The sequence below is a fragment of the Glycocaulis sp. genome, from assembly GCF_051859565.1.
In the GTDB taxonomy this organism is placed as follows: Bacteria; Pseudomonadota; Alphaproteobacteria; order Caulobacterales; family Maricaulaceae; genus Glycocaulis.
The window spans coordinates 139882-156026 of sequence record NZ_JBHYFK010000001.1 but is presented as its reverse complement, the minus strand read 5'-3'; the positions used below and the strand labels follow the sequence as shown (position 1 = coordinate 156026).

Sequence of the window (16145 nt, the reverse complement as noted above, 5' to 3'; positions counted from 1 at the left end):
CAGGTGAGGCGGGGGCCTCTCCGAGAGGATGTTCATGAGCTTTTCTCGCCTGGTTTATGTCAGCACGGCCCATCCGGACCTGATGTTGACCGATCTCGACGCCATTCTGGAGACTGCCCGTGCCCGCAATGCGGCCGAAGGCATTACCGGACTTCTGGTTTTCAACGGTTTCAACTTCATGCAGCTGCTCGAAGGACCGGCAGATAGCGTGGAGCGGATATTTACCTCCATCTGCAAGGACCGGCGCCACACCGGCGTCGTGCGTGTCCTGTCCGCAGAGGCTGATGAACGGGTGTTTGGCGGCTGGGCCATGGCCTATGCCCGTACCGGCGCCGGTCACGGCGCGGGCGCGTTCGCGCTGACCACAGATGCACTCAAGGCCTATCTGCCAGAAGAGCTTCCGACCGATCTGCACATGCTGCTGGTCAGCTTCAACACCATGTCGGCCTTCGATGTCCGCCCGCCCGCAGGCGACGACATCCAGCCCGCGCAATAGCGGAACGAACACGAAGGCCTGCGCATTCTCCCTTCAGGCCTGTTAGCGCCTCACGTCCTTAATTGCGCCTTAACCAAGGCGCAGCATGGATGAGTGAGGGGCTGACAGGTGGCGGGGCCGCTTCTGGTCCTGCCTGTCTTTCGGAGATTGCCACGATGCGCCTTTCCAGTGTTTCCAGCCGTCATGCGCGGCTTGCCGCCATCGCGGCTGCTTTCGGCGTCATAATGGGTGCCTGTGCGACCGCGCCGGCGGGTAACGCCCAGGCCCAGGCCGAGCGGCCTGCGGGCGAACAGGGATCCCAGCCACAAACCCAGCGTGAAACCTATAACAGCACCGAGATCGTCGAGGCTGTATCGGATTTCTTCGGCGTTACCGCTGAAGCGGCCGGTGTTCTGGTGGAGCGGATCTTCTCTGATCTGGGCGAGCCGGTCGGCTATATCATCGGTGAAGAGGCTTCCGGCGCGGTCGGAGTTGGCCTGCGCTATGGTCAGGGCGACATGGTGCTGCGCGGTGAGACCGGGACCCAGCGTGTTTACTGGCAGGGGCCATCGGTGGGCTTCGACGCCGGGGGTAATGCCAGCCGGGTCTTCACCCTCGTCTACAATCTCGACCATCCTGACCGCATCTATCAGCGCTTCCCGGGCGTTGAAGGCACGGCGTATTTCGTGGCCGGGATGGGCGTGAACTATCAGCGGGCCGATTACATCACGCTGGCCCCGATCCGTTCAGGTGTCGGTTTCCGCGCAGGTGCCAATGTCGGCTATCTGGCCTATTCGCGCCGCCGCAATATCCTGCCCTTCTAGACGCCGGAGACCGGTTTCAGCCTCGCTGCCATGCCTGCAGCCACAAGGCTGCAGGCGCCGAGGAAGGCAAGGGCATATACGGCGCCAAAGCTGAAAGCGGCGCCCGATATGGCGCCCATCACGAGCAGCAGCGCCCCGATGACCGTATTGGAAACAGCGGTATAGCTGGCACGGGTTTCTTCCGTGGCAAGGTCCACCAGATAGGTGGACCGGCCAAGGCGCACCCCCTCATGAGCGAGCGAAAGCACAAAGACTATGCCCACATAGAAAATGGCCGAGTCCGCCCATGGCGCCCCCATGAGAAGGCTGGCCAACACCGCCAGGGCAGCCAGAGCTGCAAGCGCGCCGGCTGCGGCCATGACGAGCCTGCTGGAGACGTCTGCCGCCTTGCCCCACACCCACCCGCCGACAGCGCTTGCCAGTGCGCCAGCGAGCAGGAAGCCGCCAAGGCCGGACAGGTCTGCGCCGGTCTGGCCTTGCGCGATCGCGACATAGAACGGTGTGGCAAGCGCGGTGGAGATCAACAGCGCGCGCACGATCAGGAAACTGCGCAAGTCCGGCTCGCGCCAGACCAGTGTCAACTGCTGGCTTACCGCATCAAGGGCGTTCACACCGCCGTCGGTGGAGCCGGGCGCCTCGGCCAGCAGCAGATAGAGCGCGGCAGCGAGCAGCCAGAGGCCGGAGGCGGTAACGAGCAAGCCGGCAAAGAAGAGTGGGCCCGGTTCGCCGCCATTGGCCTCCATCACCATCAGCCACACGCCAAGCGCGCTGGCAGCAATGCCGCCAAGGCTGGCGCCATAACCGGCGACCGCGCCGCGGCGGGCTTTTGAAACGGTCTTGCCCAGAACATCCTTGTAGGCAACCGAGGATACGCCCCGGCTGATGGCAAAGAGGGCGAGCGTTGCCAGCACGCCAAGGCCCAGCGGCCAGCCCTGCAGGGTGAGGGCGCACAGCGCCATCAGGACGAGTGCCAGAGCCTGTCCGGCAGAGCCCAGCGACCAGAAGAATTTGCGGCGCGGACGCTGGCGGATGATGCGCGCAATGAAAAGCTGGGGCAGGAGCGCCAAGGCCTCACGCACCGGCGACAGCAGGCCGACGATCAGCGCAGGCGCCCCAAGCGCACTCACCATCCAGGCGAGCACGATCTTGGGATCCATCAGACGGTCGCCGGTCTTGGTCAGCGACAGGACCAGCGCCGACAGCACAAAATTGCGCGGCTGATGGGCGCAGGCCTCATCGGGGATGTCGGCGCACATGCGGCCCTCATCCTCATCGTGGAGGAGGGCGTAGACGGGCTTTGCAAGCCTGTCGGCGATGGCCTTTGCCTTGTCCAATCAGCCTCTCAGCTTTGCGCCCTGCTTCTCGGCGGCTGCGATGATGCGCTTTGACACCGCATCGATCTCGGCATCGGTGAGGGTCTTGTCTGCGGGCTGGAGGGTAACCTCCACCGCCAGCGAGACATGGCCCTCCGGCACGCCCTTGCCCGCATAGCGGTCAAAGAGCGCCACGTCCGAGACAAGCTGCTTGTCAGCCCCGGCAAGCGCCCGCAGAAGATCGCCTGCAGGCACGCTGTCCGGCGTGAGGAACGCAAAGTCGCGCCGCACGGCCATCAGATCGGAAACCTGCAAGGCAGGGCGCGATTTCAGCCCCTTGGCTTTCGAGGCCGGGATGGCATCAAGGAAGACTTCAGCGGCCAGCACCCGCCCCTCCACGCCGAGGGTTTTGAGGACGCCGGGATGGATCTCGCCGAACTCCGCGAGGATATTTTTCGGGCCCAGACGTAAGACGCCCGACCGGCCGGGATGCCACCAGGAGCGCGCCTCGGGTGCTGCCTGAAGATTGGCAACCGGCGCGCCTGCCGCTTCAAGAATGGCAAGCGCATCGGCCTTGGCGTCAAACACGTCCGGCTGGGCAGCGCCCTTCCAGTCACGGCCCGCACTGGCGGCGCGCACCACTGAAACGACCGTTCGTTGTCCGATGGGGCTGTCATCCAGATAGATCGGCCCCGCTTCAAAGAAGCGCGGATCGGCCAGCCCCTTGTCGAGGCTTTTTTGCAAGGACAGCAGGAGATGCACCAGTGCGCTCGGACGCATCACGTCGAGCTCTGACGAGATCGGGTTGGCAAGCTTCAGCCCTGCCCCGTGTCCGCCAAAGAGCGCGGCCTGATCCTCGCGGCAGAAAGACCAGGTAACGGCCTCCTGATAGCCTCTGTTGGCCGCAGCCCGGCGCGCGGCCCGCACCCGGTTCTGCATCGGCGTTGCAGGCGCTTCAAACCGCCCGGCAGGACGCTTCAGGCTGGTGGCGGGCAGGCGGTCATAGCCCTCGATGCGGGCGACTTCCTCGATCAGGTCCGCGCCTTGCGTACAGTCTCGCCGCCAGCTCGGTACAGCAACCGTCCAGACCGGCCCTGTCCGGTCCACGCCAAAGCCCAGAGCGGTCAGGATATTGGCGATGCGGTCATGGGAGATATCGAGCCCGGTGAGGCGGCCCACGCGCACCGGATCGAAGGCAATCGAAGCCGGATCGGCAGGCACTTCGCCAGCGACATAGACGTCCGACGCCTCGCCGCCGCACAGATCAAGGATCAGGCGGGTGGCAAGCTCCAGACCGGGGAGGACCGAACCGGTATCCACGCCGCGCTCGAAGCGATAGCGCGCATCCGAGACAATACCCGTCTCACGACCGGTCGTGCGGATGATGGACGGCTCAAACCAGGCGCTCTCAATGAAAACGTCCGTGGTAGTGCCGGAGCAGCCGGAATACTCGCCGCCCATAATGCCACCAAGGCCGAGAACTCGGTGTTCGTCCTCAATTACGCATTGATTTTCCGAGGGATAAACCACGTGTGGGTCGTGAAGGGGCACGAAGCCACGATTGAGACGCGCGAACTCATGATAACGGTCAATTATTTCTGCCTCAGACTTATCACTCGATGACGGTCGTGCACGAGCCAGACGTTCCTTGAGACGGGTGATCCCCTCCGCTTGCACATCTCCATCTGCTGTGACGTGTAACGCAGACGTCGATTCAAGATGCTGCGTTGCAGATCCGCGAACCGCACGAATGGTCGTTCCAATCCTTGAGAGATCATAGACATGCAGCGGACGGGCGCGCTCCACCGAGATCAGATTGGTGATATCGACGAGCGTATTGATAGGCCGCAGGCCAATGCTTTTAAGGCGCTTTTGCAGCCATTCCGGGGACGGACCATTCTTGACGCCCTTGACCACCCGGCCCGCAAAGACGGGGCAGGCTTCCGGCCAGGCAGTCTCGATTGTGACCGGGCAGGGGAATGAGCCCTTCACCGGCGCAATTTCGGCGTCCTTGAACGTGCCGACACCGGCAGCGGCAAGATCACGCGCAATGCCGTGCACGCCCAGCCAGTCAGGCCGGTTCGGGGTGACTTCAAAATCGATGACGGGATCATTGAAGCCCAAGGCCTCGGCAGCCGGGGTGCCAACGGGCCAGTCGCCTTTGAGGTCGGCGATGCCGTCATGGTCTTCGCCCGCTTCCAGCTCCTTGGTGGAGCAGAGCATGCCATGGCTTTCCACGCCCCGGATCTTGCGCGGCTTGGCATCGAGCGCGAAGTCGAGGCCGGGAATATACGCGCCCAGCGGCGCATAGATGGCCGTCATGCCTGCGCGGGCATTGGGCGCGCCGCAGACGATCTGCTTGACGCCATCGACCGTTTCCACCGTGCAGACGCGCAGCTTGTCCGCATCGGGGTGCGGCACCGCGTCCTTCACATGGGCGACCGTGAACGCAGCCAGCCTGTCGGCCGGATTGTCGATATGCTCTATCTCGAGACCCGCCATCGTCATCGCATCGGCGATGTCGGTCAGCGATTTATCGGTCTCAAGATGTTCCTTGAGCCAGGAGAGGGTGAATTTCATCGGTCTTGTCTCCTAGCTCAGTCCGGTCGCGAGGTTCGCCTGCAATAGCGGCGAGAATCCGTAATGGGAAAGCCAGCGCGGGTCCGGCTCGAAGAAGGGGCGCAGATCGCTCATCCCGTATTTCAGCATGGCGAGCCGGTCGACGCCCATGCCGAAGGCGAAGCCCTGATAGACATCCGGGTCCAGCCCGCACGCCTTGATGACGTTGGGATGGACCATGCCGCAGCCGAGGATTTCCAGCCATTTATCGCCGGAGCCGACCTTTACCGCATCGCCCACGCGCTCATAGCGCACATCCATCTCCGCGCTCGGCTCGGTGAAGGGGAAGTGGTGGGGGCGGAAGCGCACCTCCACCTCATCGGTCTCGAAAAAGGCCGCGATGAAGTCGATCAGGCACCCTTTGAGGTGACCCATATGGGTATCCTTGTCGATCACAAGGCCCTCGACCTGATGGAACATGGGCGTATGCGTCTGGTCCCAGTCACAGCGATAGACCCGGCCCGGCGCGATAATGCGCACCGGCGGCTCGCTATTCATCAACGTGCGGATCTGCACCGGCGAGGTGTGTGTGCGCAGGAGCTTTGCTGTCCCGTCCTCACCCTTCTCCATGAAGAAGGTGTCGTGGGTGTCGCGCGCAGGGTGGTCCGCCGGGAAGTTCAGCGCGGTGAAGTTATGAAAATCATCCTCCACGTCCGGGCCTTCGGCGACGGCAAAGCCCATATCTGCGAAGATGACCGCCAGCTCTTCCATCACCTGGCTCACCGGGTGCAGCGAGCCCTTGGGCGCACGCGCGGCAGGCAGGGTGATATCGACGCGCTCTGAAGCCAAAGCCGCGTTCAGCGCATCGGCTTCCAGCGCGGATTTCTTCGCCTCAATGGCGCTGGTCAGACGGTCTTTCAGGCCGTTGAGCGCCGGGCCGAAGACCTTGCGCTCCTCCGGGCTCATGGAGCCCAGATCGCGCATTTTCAGGCTGACATCGCCCTTCTTGCCGAGCGCGGCCACACGCACCTCTTCCAGCGCTGGCATGTCGCCGGCCGCGTGAATCGCGGCCATGTAGCGCGCCTCGAGCGCCCCCAGATCATCATTCGTCGTCATCGCCATATTCCGTCTCGTGTCAGAAGGGCCGGTTAGAGCCGTTTTCGCCGTCTGGTTCAAACTCTGGTGTGGGGCGAACAGCAAAAAGCCCGCCTGCGGAGCTCGCAGGCGGGCTTTTGTGATCCGTAAAGGGGCTGGTTACCAGCCCGGACCTGCCACTTACGCCTTGAGAGCCGAACGCGCCTGGTCAGCCAGGGCGGTAAAGGCTTCGGGCTCACGAATGGCGATATCGGAGAGCACCTTGCGGTCGAGCTCGATACCGGCCTTCTTGAGCCCGTTCATAAACGTGGCATAGGTGAGGTCGTTCAGACGGGCAGCGGCGTTGATGCGCTGGATCCAGAGCGAACGGAAATTACGCTTCTTGACGCGGCGGTCGCGGTAAGCGTACTGGCCGGCCTTCTCCACTGCCTGATTGGCGGCGCGGAACGTGTTCTTGCGGCGGCCATAATAGCCTTTGGCGGCCTTGATCACCTTGCGGTGACGGGCGTGGGTAGCGGGTCCTGAGGAAACGCGAGCCATGATATCAGTCCTTCAAACGTTGGATATACGTACCGGCCAGCGCGTTAGCGGCTGTAGGGCAGGTAGTGTTGCTTCACGATCTTCGCGTCAGGCGCCGCCAGAGTGTCGGTGCCGCGCTTCTGGCGGATCTGCTTGGGCGTCCGCTTGATCATGCCGTGACGTTTGCCGGACTGGGCAGCCAGCACTTTGCCGGTCCCGGTCACCTTGAAGCGCTTCTTGGCGCCGCTCTTGGTCTTCATCTTCGACATTTCGGTCTCCTGATATGGGTGCCGGGCACTCAAGGCGCGGCGAGCCGGCAAACGGCCAGCAGGCATGTCGTGGGCCTGACTGACCGGACTAAAGAGCGCGTGGTTATACGCAAGAAGGCGCGAAACGCAAGCGTCTCGCGCCTTCCGGCTACACAATCAGCGCGGCAATTCACCTGTGGTGATGTGCAGGCGGGCCGGGGCCGGCTCAGACCCGTACGTGCCCGCATAAATGCGGTACAGGCCGGGCGCGCCGTTCAGGCTGAGACCGGCGTTCAGACCGACCGAGCCGTCATCATCACAGCGCCAGCTGCCGTCGGGCAGTTGTACGGCGATCGTGGTGTCGCGCTCGGCATCAAGATAGACAGCAAATGCCGTAGCCTCATCCGGCGCCCAGTTGATGACAAGGCTCGGCTCCCGGCTGACATGGCCGACGCAGAAATCGGTCGAGGTGAAGCCGGCCTGATAGGCGCGCAGCGGGCCACCTGCTTCAAGCTCCTGCTCGTAGGGCACAGAGCTGCTGGCCGGGTCCAGCGTGAAGGCACCAAAACGCGGCTCCAGCGACGGGTCAGCGCGCATGGAGATCGCCTCCGGGCCAAACCCCGTCTGCGAGATGAAAAGGCGCGAAGGCGCCGGTTCGGTGTCAAACGACCCGACATAGATGTCGTAGACCCCGGCCGGGGCATTATCGATCACCAGGCCCGCATTGAGGTTGCCAGCGCTGTCATCATCGCACCACCAGCCGCCGTCAGGCGCATTGACCAGAAGCAGGGTGTCGGTGTCGCTGTCCGTGGAGATATAAAGCGGGCCGTCCTGGCCGCTCCATGTCAGGCGGAAGGACGGCGCACGGGTCACCTGGCCATAGCAATAGCCCTCAACCGTGGTGTGGCCGGCCAGCGCCAGCGTTGAATCGACCGGGCCGCCTGCCTGCACATCGGCAGAGAACGGGTTGGGCGAGAATCCGCTGCGCAGACGGGTCTGGCCGTGGAGCGGGCGCGCCGCGACATCGACGGAGTTGTCCACTCCCGCATAACCAATCTCCGACACATGCAAGGTCGCGGTCTGCCCACCGATCTGGCTGAACGTGCCGGCCCAGATCAGATAATCACCTGATTGCGGCTCGGAGAAGGTGACGCCCGGATCGAGATTGCCTGCGCTGTCATCGTCGCAATGCCAGCTGCCATCAGGGGCCAGCACGGCGATAGTGCCGTCCCGGTCACTTTCGGTGGAGATATAGAGCTGGTAGCGGCCAGCCCGGTAGGTCAGGCGGGCGCTGGGCGCCTCCGATCCGAAACCGACGCAGCGTGTGCCGAGCGGGCCGAGGCGGACATCGCCGCCTTGCGCAATTTCGATGCTTGCCGGATCGTTGCGGAAGCCGGCCCTCAACGAGAGTGTGGTTCCGGCCGGGGCGTCTGCGTTCACCGTGCGGGCAAACGGGTTGGCATCGGAATAGGCCAGTTCGGAGATGTGGAGGGCCGCTTCGGGGTAGCCGATTCCGGCGGAGAAAGTGGCCAGCCAGATCTCGTAGCGGCCGCTTGCCGGGCTTTCTACCGTGACGCCGGGATTGAAACCGCTGGCGCCGCCATCATCGTCGCACAGAACCTCCCCGCCAGGCGTACGGACCGCCAGAGCCGTATCGGCCTCGGACGCGGCCGATATCATGAGATCGAACACATCGCCTGCATCCTCATAGGTCAGAACGAAGGTGGGATCTTCGGTGATGAAGCCCACACAGTCCGAACTACCCAGACGCGAAGCGCGCATGGCCCCGCCAGCCTGAACGGCAAAGGTGCGCGGATCGTCGGGAAAGCCAGCCGAGAGCGTCACCGCACCATGGCGCCCTTCGCTGGCGGCTGCCGGTGTCTGTGACCAGGCGGCCGGAACCGCGGCGAGCGCCGCCAAGGCACCCAAGGATACAAGATGTTTCATGGAAAACCCCCTTTGTCTGGATACCATCGGCACCCGTCTCGCGCCGGAGACTAGGCGCAAACGGTCTGCGCTGCCTAGACGCAAAAAAGCCGGTATCACGCGTGCAATACCGGCTTTCATCATTTGTCAGGCTGACGACCCGGCTAGCGCGGTGCCATCACCATGATCATCTGGCGGCCTTCGAGCTTGGGCTCGAACTCCACTTTCGCGATATCGCCGAAATCAGCCTTCACGCGGTCAAAAATGACCATGCCGCGATCCTGGTGCGCCATCTCGCGGCCCCGGAAGCGCAGGGTGATCTTCACCTTGTCGCCATCCTCGAAGAAGCGCCGCATCGATTTGGTTTTCACCTCGTAATCGTGCGTGTCGATATTGGGACGCATCTTTATCTCTTTGATGTCCTGCGTCTTCTGCTTCTTGCGGGCTTCCGCCTTCTTCTTCTGCTCAGCATATTTCAGCTTGCCGAAATCAGCGAGCTTGCAGACAGGCGGGTTGGCGGTCGGTGACACTTCGATAAGGTCGAGTCCGGCCTCGGCCGCAGCATCGAGCGCGGCTTCGATCGGCATCTCACCTTGCTTCTCGCCATTCTCGTCAATCAGGAGCACCCGCGGAACGCGGATTTCTCCATTGATGCGCGGCCCATCCTTTTTGGCAGGCGGCGCGGCGTGGGGGCGTCGGGCTATGCGTCTTCTCCTGTTACAGCGCCAGACCGGGGAGCCAAACCATGCTCCCGCTCCCGGCAGTCAAAACTCTTCAGTGGCGTCAACGCGCGGCGCAGCGTTTCCGATGCATGCGCATATCGTGAGATGGCTGGTAAAATCAAGACTTTCAGGCCGCTTCGGGGCTACGGGCAAAACCACCGGCAACGCGCATGGACTGCACGGCTTCTGCTACCGAAATCTGCGCAAGTGTCGGAGCGTGCATGAGAATTACGCTTTCCGGACCCCGCGGAGAGGCCATGTGGGGTGCCTCCGCGCCGGGGTGGAACATCACAGCGGGCGAACCGGCGGCCACGAGAAGATGCAAAAGATCCACATCTTCGCCAAAAGAAAAGCTGGCCTTGCGGCCCAGACCGGCAAGCTGAACCAGATTGGCCCGGCCCGTGAGGTCGCGCGCACCCGGCGTGACATGCGCGATATAGCGGCCAATCTCGCGCGCTGACGGGCCGCCCACGATCACCGGCTCAACGCCCTGTTCCTTCAGCGCGTGCGCCAGAGAGGCCCAGCGCTCCTTAGGCCAGCGGAAGGCGGGCTGGAACTCATCGCCGGCAGGCGCAAAGAGAGCGTAACGGTCCTGCAGGCCGAAATAGGCAGGCTCGAGCGTGCGTGAGCGCTTGGCGACGAAATCGACCCAGTCCAGCATGGGGGGCGGTGCCTCGCCCAGACGGTGCCCGGTCCGGCCAATGCCTGCGCGGCCAAGCAGGTCCGCAATCTGCTCTGACGGGTGGTCGGGTGATTTGGGGTCTGGCGCGCTGTCGATCCACTGGCCGCGCGACAGGCGCATCGCGCCCTTCAGCTTGCGGGCGGCGTCCGACGCGCACAGATCATAGACAAAATCGAACTTCGAGGCGCGGGCGAGCTTTACGCGCTCGATAAAGCCTTTCTTAGCCGTCTCGCGAAGCGTGGTCTCGACAGCGTTGAAATAAGGGCAATACTTCACCAGGCCTTCATATTCGGGCGTGGTGAGAAACGTGATGCGCGCCTTGCGGTGATGCTCCCGGATCAGGCGCGCAGCCGCCATCATGCGCACGGTAGCGCGCAGATCGCCTTCATGGACGACCAGTACCTGTTCCTTGGGCGGCTCGTGCTCAATCATGGGCGATAGTCTAGAAGTTCCCGATATACCCGCAAGGTGGAACCCTGCAGCGCCTCGCGCGAATAATGGGCGATAACACGTTGGCGCGCCAAATGCCCGCGCATTTTTTTCTCGGCCGTATCAAGTTCAAGCACCATTTTGATCCGGGCGGCCAGTTCGGCGGCGCTGCCGGGCGCAAAAAGCCAGCCGGTTGCGCTGTCAGCAAGGATTTCCAGCGCGCCGCCATGGGCAGCCGCGATCACGGGCCGCTCCATCGCCATCGCCTCTGCCAGCGTGCGCCCGAAGGCTTCCGGGTCGGTTGAAGGGGTAATGACGATGTCGGCCGCCATGTAGGCGGTGGCCATGTCGGAGAGGTGGCCAGGAAGGACCAGCGCGACGCCGGACTCTGCCGCGCGCCCGCGCAATTGCTCCACATAATTGTCCCGTCCCTGCGCATCGCCCGCGCACACCAGAACGGGGGGCGGACCGGACATGCGGCTGGCGAGCAGAGCTACCGCATCCACCGCCAGCATCTGGCCTTTCCATCCGGTCAGGCGTCCAGGCAGGAGGATGACCGGCGCCTGGCGCCCCTCCAGCCAGACAGCGCGCAGACCCTCGACCTGAAGCGGATCTGTCCGGGCCGGGTCGAGCCTTGAAAAATCCACCCCGCGTGGAATGACGTGCAAATGTGACAGGTCTTTTCGTTTACGGGCCAGCACCGCGCCGTGCTCTGCGCGCACATGGTCTGCAATGAAGTGCGAATTGGCGATTACGGCATCGCCGCGCGCCATCACCGAGTTATAGAAGCGTTTCAGGCCCGAACGGGCATTGTAGGTGCCGTGATAGGTGGTCACGAACGCGATGCCGGTCCGGCGGGCTGCTTCCAGACCGCTCCAGGCGGGCACACGCGAACGGGCATGGATAATGTCCACCCCGCGCTCGCGAACGATATCCGTCAGGCGGCGCGAATTGGCCACGATGGTCAGCGGGTTCTTGCTCTTCATGTCGAGGCGGATCAGCTCTCCCCCTACTGCCGCCAGCTCCCCTTCCAGCCGCCCGCCAAGGCTCGCCACCAGCGCTTCACCGCCAGAGGCGGCAATCGCCTGCGCCACGTCGATCGTGGTGCGCTCGGCGCCGCCGGCATCCAGTTCCGGTATCAGCTGGAGAATTTTCATGGGCAGGGCGTTTTCCCGGTGAATATGCGGCAGGACGGTTGAACCATCCAGCGTGGCTCATAAAGATGGGCGCGGTAAGGCGCAAACGCCAGCTCACACGCAAAGGCTCCCTGATGCCAGAATTTCTTCACCGCGCTGACGGATCCCGGCTCGCCTATGCACGCCGCACCGGCAAGGGGCCGGGCATTGTCTGGCTGGGCGGGCTGCGCTCTGACATGGAAGGGACGAAGGCCCTTGCCCTGGACGCCTGGGCGCAGCGCGAGGGCCGCGCCTTCGTGCGCTTCGACTATTTTGCCCATGGCCAGTCAGAGGGCGACTGGCGCGCGGCGCGCGTCGGGCTGTGGCGCGAGGACGCGCTTCAGGTGATAGATGCGCTAACCGAAGGGCCGCAGATACTGGTCGGCTCGTCCATGGGCGCGTGGACCGCCCTGCTGGCGGCGCTGGCGCGGCCAGAGCGGGTGGCGGGGCTGGTGCTGATCGCGCCGGCACCTGACTTTACCGAAAAGCTGATGTGGGAGGGGTTTCCTGACGAGGTCCGCGCCGCGATCCTGACCCAGGGCGAGTGGGCGCAGCCATCGGAATATGGCGATCCGCTCATCATCACGCGCGGCCTGATCGAAGAGGCGCGCCAATGGCTGCTGATGGACACAGAGATCGGCTTTGAGGGCCCTGTACGCATATTGCAGGGCATGGCCGATATTGACGTGCCCTGGCAACACGCCATGGCGCTTGCGGGCAAGCTGACATCAGGCGACGTCTCGGTGCATGTCAGCAAAAGCGGTGATCACCGCCTGTCCACACCTGCCGATCTGGAAAAGCTTGTCAGCAGCGTTGAAGCGCTGTGCCGGGCCGTTGAAAGCATTGGCTAAAACTAGAAGCGGAAAGCCGATTCAAAGCGCAGCTGCGGCGTGCGGCGGTCAGCCTCTTCGCCAAACACGTCTTCTTCAGGCGAGGTGAAGCGGAATTCACCGCCAATGCGCACACGGTCGGTCAGGGAGTAAAACGCGCCCGCGCTCACATCCTGCAGCTCAAAGGCCTGACCACGCATACGCTGGGAAATGCCAAGCGAAATGCCCCAGCGCTCACCGGCAGAAAAGCGGAATTGTTCAGCCTGTTCACCCCAGACCGATGCCATCGTGCCCGCCGGCGCCATGGTGAAGCGTTGCTGCCAGGCCGTAGCAGACCCGGTGGGGCGGTCCGGTACCGACAGGAGGGCAGCCTCACGGCGTACCTCTTGCTCACGGGCGGCGCGTGCCTGCTCAGCCTCGGCCTGTTCGGCAAGGTCCTGAAGGCGCTCAAGCGAGGTGAGGTCGGAAAAGGCCGTGCCGCGCAGATTGAACCCGTCGCGGGCGTCAGAATCCTGCGCAAACGCCGACGGCGCAATGGCAAGGGCCATCACGACCGGCAAGGCCGACAGGGCTGACAGGCGCAAGCGCATGGCTTTCTCCAGTACTCTGACATTTGATATAAGCCAGCAACGCGGCAAACCCAACAGGGTTGCCCGGTATCAAATGCGAATTCGCGCAAAGCGTGTCAAAAGCGCAACCCTGCTTCGATGAAGAGGCGCGCGCCCTCCCGCACCCGGGTCATTCGTGCCGGGCCGGACGTTTCCGCCTGCCCGGACCGCGTGTGCGCAACACCCAGGCCGAGCACCAGACCGGAATCGTAATAGCGCGAGGCGCCAGCGAGCAGGGTCTGACTGTAGGCGTGAACGAGGCCAGAGCGCGCCTGCGCCATTTCCACACTGAACAGCCAGTCGCCGCTTTCATAGGCAAGGCTTGCGGCGTGCGCGCTGTAGCGGGCCCCCGACACGCCATCATTGCTCAGAAGGGTGCTCACGCCTGCGCTCCACGGCCCCTCAGTACGTGTCAGGCGGGCCGATACGGCCCAGGGATCATCGAAGAACGCGCTGTCAGGCCCGGCTGAGCGCCCTTGCGACAGGCCGATACCGGCCGTCCAGCGCACACCCGAAGCGGCAAAGCGGTGATCGAAAGACAGGCCGAACTCGGCAATATCACGGACGCTGGCCGCTGCCAGAACGCCCGGCTGGCTTTCCGGGCGGCAAAAGCTTGCGCCGCACACATCACCATCAGGCGCGAAGGAGGCCGCAGCCCGAAAGCCCGCCAGCCGCACACTTCTCACCAGCAGCTTGGGCGCATGGCCCGACAGCGTGTTCGCGGTGGAGGCCAGATTGCGGCCCGAGGGATCAACCCGGCCTGCATCCGCGCGCATGAGCCAGAAAGCGCCCGGCAGAGCCTCGCTTTCGAGAGCGGCAGCGCCGGGGCCGTAACCGGCGCGAACTTCCACCAGTCCGCCGCGCCAGTACATAAACGCGGTTTCCAAAGCGATCGTGGGGTCGTCACTGTCTATACCGGCAGCGGCCGCAAAGCCGGTGAACGCACCCGCAGGCGCCAGCCCGCCTGCGTCGAAACAGTCGGCCAGGCCGGGGGGGCAATCACCGACAGCCTGCGCCAGACCGGCCCGGCCGGAATCGCGGCGCAAGACCAGGCCGGCGGCAAATCCGATCCTGGTCATATTCTCCTGAATACGTTCGGCCGTGTAATCGAGACGGATTTCGCCATAAGGCCCTGAGCGCGCAGCATCGGTGGCGCCCGGAGCGAGCGCGATGTCCGCGCTCAGCTCGATATCACTGTCAAACCAAGGGGTGCGCTCCTGCGCGAGCGCCGGAGAGGCAAACAGTCCGAGGGCTGAAAAAGGCGCGGCCGCGAGAAATGTGAAGGCCCGAACATGAGCGCCAAGCGCTGGTATCATGGCTCTTCTCTCGCGGCCTCGCCGTGGCGCCCCCGCTTTCCCCCGGACGCGCTGTGGCAGGATGCGGGAGGGTTGGCGCGGCGGTCAAGCTGCGCGGGCTGTGTGAAGCGGGCTTGCCCGGCGAACTGTCACAAGAGTGCAACGGTATTGGCGGGCTCACGGAACGCATGGCGGGCCGGATGATCGCTCTGGCCACGCAGTGAACGCATGCTATAGAAGCAGGAGACGGGTTGCGCTTGTCTCCGCTCTGGTCTTTTGTGGCGGCTGGCGGGATGCGCCCGAACAAGCATTGTCTATTTCCCTGGAGGTTTGCCCCATGCTCTCACGGCCGCTTGTAACGGTTCTGAGTGTTGTCGCCGTAGCCAGCATGGTGGCCGGCTGCGCATCTCGGTCGAGCACTGAACGCGAAAATCGCGGATTTTTCGGCGGTTTGCTCGGCAGCGGTCCGCGCGCTACCGCGCCGGACGCGGGCATTGGCGTGAACGCCTTTCTATGGCGCGCCTCCCTGGACACGCTGTCTTTCATGCCGCTTGAGCAGATCGACCCGTTTGGCGGCGTCATCATCACCGACTGGTACGCAAACCCGGAAGCGCCCGAAGAGCGTTTCAAGGCGACCGTTTACGTGCTCGACAGCCGTCTTCGCGCCGACGCGCTGAGCGTCCAGCTCTTCCGTCAGGCCCGCGACCCGTCTACGGGCGACTGGACGGACGTTGTCGTCGACCAGGGCACGCGCATCCAGGTGGAGAACGCGATCCTGACCCGGGCGCGCCAGATGCGGATTTCCCAACTTCCCGGCTCCTGACCCCGCCAGCGGGGGTGCGCAAGGACGGACAGGCGATGCGTAAACTTCCGGTTTCAGCTCTAATCGCTGGCTTTTGCCTGCTATTGTCCGCTTGCGGCTTCCAGCCACTTTACGGTGGCCGGGCTGCGGAAGTGCTCGACAATGTCACTGTGAGCGTGTCCGGCGATGAGCGCTTGTCCTATCTGACCGAGACGGCGCTTCTTGAACGGGTTGGTGTCTCACGAGGAGAGGCCGGAACGCTCTCGATCCGGCTTAGAACCGCGCAGCAGCCGCTGGGCCGGTCCACGGACGGGCAGGCAACCCGCGTCGCGCTGAATATACGTGCAAATTACCAGCTTTCCGGCGCGACCCCTGTCAGAGGCAGAGTGACCGAGCGGGTCGTCTTTGAAACGCCGCGGGAACCCTACGCCCTCATAGCCGCACGTACCAATGCCGAGCGGCGCGCGGCCGACGCCGTTGCAGACGCGATTGTCCGCGACATCCTTGCCACGCTTCACCAGAGAGGGTCTGCCCGCACACGCCCCGAGGCCGTACCGGACTTTACCGACGAGCCCGAGGAGGGCGATGAGCCGTGGTGAAGCCGTCTGGCGGATCTGTTGACCGGCTTTTGAAATCTCCGCCA

At 63.9% G+C, this 16145-nt stretch carries 16 protein-coding genes; 5 read left to right on the top strand and 11 right to left on the bottom strand.

What is annotated here, in order from left to right; all coding sequences use genetic code 11:
- Positions 1-34 precede the first annotated feature (34 nt).
- Together ACTIGC_RS00795 and ACTIGC_RS00790 are read left to right on the top strand one after the other, a co-directional pair.
- Positions 35-496, top strand: a complete 462-nt coding sequence (locus ACTIGC_RS00795; RefSeq protein ID WP_439632595.1) for a BLUF domain-containing protein — start codon at positions 35-37, stop codon at positions 494-496.
- A gap of 155 nt (positions 497-651) precedes the next feature.
- Positions 652-1299, top strand: coding sequence for a DUF1134 domain-containing protein (locus tag ACTIGC_RS00790; protein WP_439632926.1), 648 nt, complete (start codon positions 652-654; stop codon positions 1297-1299).
- On the opposite strand, the gene ACTIGC_RS00785 is transcribed toward ACTIGC_RS00790, so the two are convergent.
- From ACTIGC_RS00785 to ACTIGC_RS00745, 9 genes are all read right to left on the bottom strand, one after another.
- Positions 1296-2633 carry an MFS transporter gene (locus ACTIGC_RS00785; RefSeq protein ID WP_439632594.1) on the bottom strand — a complete coding sequence of 446 codons (1338 nt, stop codon included), beginning with the start codon at positions 2631-2633 and terminating at the stop codon, positions 1296-1298. The genes ACTIGC_RS00790 and ACTIGC_RS00785 overlap by 4 nt on opposite strands.
- Entirely contained in the window at positions 2634-5192 is a 2559-nt protein-coding gene (locus tag ACTIGC_RS00780) for a phenylalanine--tRNA ligase subunit beta (RefSeq protein WP_439632593.1), read from the bottom strand.
- 12 nt (positions 5193-5204) lie between these two features.
- The gene (gene pheS, locus ACTIGC_RS00775) at positions 5205-6287 is read right to left on the bottom strand and encodes a phenylalanine--tRNA ligase subunit alpha (RefSeq protein WP_439632592.1); all 1083 of its coding nucleotides are present in this window, start codon (positions 6285-6287) and stop codon (positions 5205-5207) included.
- 159 nt (positions 6288-6446) lie between these two features.
- Entirely contained in the window at positions 6447-6806 is a 360-nt protein-coding gene (rplT, locus tag ACTIGC_RS00770; protein WP_127565112.1) for a 50S ribosomal protein L20, read from the bottom strand.
- 44 nt (positions 6807-6850) lie between these two features.
- The gene (gene rpmI, locus ACTIGC_RS00765) at positions 6851-7054 is read right to left on the bottom strand and encodes a 50S ribosomal protein L35 (RefSeq protein WP_127565111.1); all 204 of its coding nucleotides are present in this window, start codon (positions 7052-7054) and stop codon (positions 6851-6853) included.
- Between the two features lie 156 nt (positions 7055-7210).
- Positions 7211-8980, bottom strand: a complete 1770-nt coding sequence (locus tag ACTIGC_RS00760; protein WP_439632591.1) for a hypothetical protein — start codon at positions 8978-8980, stop codon at positions 7211-7213.
- A 143-nt stretch (positions 8981-9123) separates the two neighbouring features.
- Complete coding sequence (infC, locus tag ACTIGC_RS00755) at positions 9124-9663, bottom strand: translation initiation factor IF-3 (RefSeq protein WP_439632925.1); 540 nt, start codon at positions 9661-9663, stop codon at positions 9124-9126.
- Positions 9664-9808: 145 nt separating this feature from the next.
- Positions 9809-10795: a glycosyltransferase family 9 protein gene (locus ACTIGC_RS00750; RefSeq protein ID WP_439632590.1), complete on the bottom strand. Its 987-nt coding sequence runs from the start codon at positions 10793-10795 to the stop codon at positions 9809-9811.
- On the bottom strand, positions 10792-11949 hold the full coding sequence (locus ACTIGC_RS00745; protein WP_439632589.1) for a glycosyltransferase family 4 protein: 1158 nt from the start codon (positions 11947-11949) through the stop codon (positions 10792-10794). Before ACTIGC_RS00745 ends, ACTIGC_RS00750 begins: the two co-directional genes overlap by 4 nt.
- Positions 11950-12062: 113 nt before the next feature.
- Here ACTIGC_RS00745 and ACTIGC_RS00740 point away from each other — a divergent pair, with 113 nt between their 5' ends.
- On the top strand, positions 12063-12818 hold the full coding sequence (locus tag ACTIGC_RS00740) for an alpha/beta fold hydrolase (protein ID WP_439632588.1): 756 nt from the start codon (positions 12063-12065) through the stop codon (positions 12816-12818).
- A 2-nt stretch (positions 12819-12820) separates the two neighbouring features.
- Here the strand turns inward: ACTIGC_RS00740 and ACTIGC_RS00735 are convergent, their stop codons facing one another.
- Positions 12821-13387 carry an NtrZ family periplasmic regulatory protein gene (locus ACTIGC_RS00735; RefSeq protein ID WP_439632587.1) on the bottom strand — a complete coding sequence of 189 codons (567 nt, stop codon included), beginning with the start codon at positions 13385-13387 and terminating at the stop codon, positions 12821-12823.
- Between the two features lie 95 nt (positions 13388-13482).
- Positions 13483-14721, bottom strand: a complete 1239-nt coding sequence (locus tag ACTIGC_RS00730; RefSeq protein ID WP_439632586.1) for a hypothetical protein — start codon at positions 14719-14721, stop codon at positions 13483-13485.
- A 316-nt stretch (positions 14722-15037) separates the two neighbouring features.
- Between ACTIGC_RS00730 and ACTIGC_RS00725 the strand changes: the two genes are divergently transcribed.
- Both ACTIGC_RS00725 and ACTIGC_RS00720 read left to right on the top strand, forming a co-directional pair.
- Entirely contained in the window at positions 15038-15523 is a 486-nt protein-coding gene (locus tag ACTIGC_RS00725) for a DUF3576 domain-containing protein (protein ID WP_439632585.1), read from the top strand.
- 35 nt (positions 15524-15558) lie between these two features.
- Positions 15559-16101, top strand: a complete 543-nt coding sequence (locus tag ACTIGC_RS00720) for a hypothetical protein (RefSeq protein WP_439632584.1) — start codon at positions 15559-15561, stop codon at positions 16099-16101.
- The last annotated feature ends 44 nt before the right edge of the window (positions 16102-16145 follow it).

What these genes read in the sequence shown, in the direction of transcription:
- ACTIGC_RS00720 (WP_439632584.1), top strand. Translation starts at nt 15,559, where the DNA reads ATGCGTAAACTTCCGGTTTCAGCTCTAATCGCTGGCTTTTGCCTGCTA.
- ACTIGC_RS00745 (WP_439632589.1), bottom strand. Translation starts at nt 11,949, where the DNA reads ATGAAAATTCTCCAGCTGATACCGGAACTGGATGCCGGCGGCGCCGAG.
- ACTIGC_RS00760 (WP_439632591.1), bottom strand. Translation starts at nt 8,980, where the DNA reads ATGAAACATCTTGTATCCTTGGGTGCCTTGGCGGCGCTCGCCGCGGTT.
- ACTIGC_RS00790 (WP_439632926.1), top strand. Translation starts at nt 652, where the DNA reads ATGCGCCTTTCCAGTGTTTCCAGCCGTCATGCGCGGCTTGCCGCCATC.
- ACTIGC_RS00795 (WP_439632595.1), top strand. Translation starts at nt 35, where the DNA reads ATGAGCTTTTCTCGCCTGGTTTATGTCAGCACGGCCCATCCGGACCTG.
- rplT (WP_127565112.1), bottom strand. Translation starts at nt 6,806, where the DNA reads ATGGCTCGCGTTTCCTCAGGACCCGCTACCCACGCCCGTCACCGCAAG.
- ACTIGC_RS00750 (WP_439632590.1), bottom strand. Translation starts at nt 10,795, where the DNA reads ATGATTGAGCACGAGCCGCCCAAGGAACAGGTACTGGTCGTCCATGAA.
- ACTIGC_RS00725 (WP_439632585.1), top strand. Translation starts at nt 15,038, where the DNA reads ATGCTCTCACGGCCGCTTGTAACGGTTCTGAGTGTTGTCGCCGTAGCC.
- ACTIGC_RS00730 (WP_439632586.1), bottom strand. Translation starts at nt 14,721, where the DNA reads ATGATACCAGCGCTTGGCGCTCATGTTCGGGCCTTCACATTTCTCGCG.
- pheS (WP_439632592.1), bottom strand. Translation starts at nt 6,287, where the DNA reads ATGACGACGAATGATGATCTGGGGGCGCTCGAGGCGCGCTACATGGCC.
- ACTIGC_RS00740 (WP_439632588.1), top strand. Translation starts at nt 12,063, where the DNA reads ATGCCAGAATTTCTTCACCGCGCTGACGGATCCCGGCTCGCCTATGCA.
- rpmI (WP_127565111.1), bottom strand. Translation starts at nt 7,054, where the DNA reads ATGTCGAAGATGAAGACCAAGAGCGGCGCCAAGAAGCGCTTCAAGGTG.
- ACTIGC_RS00735 (WP_439632587.1), bottom strand. Translation starts at nt 13,387, where the DNA reads ATGCGCTTGCGCCTGTCAGCCCTGTCGGCCTTGCCGGTCGTGATGGCC.
- ACTIGC_RS00780 (WP_439632593.1), bottom strand. Translation starts at nt 5,192, where the DNA reads ATGAAATTCACCCTCTCCTGGCTCAAGGAACATCTTGAGACCGATAAA.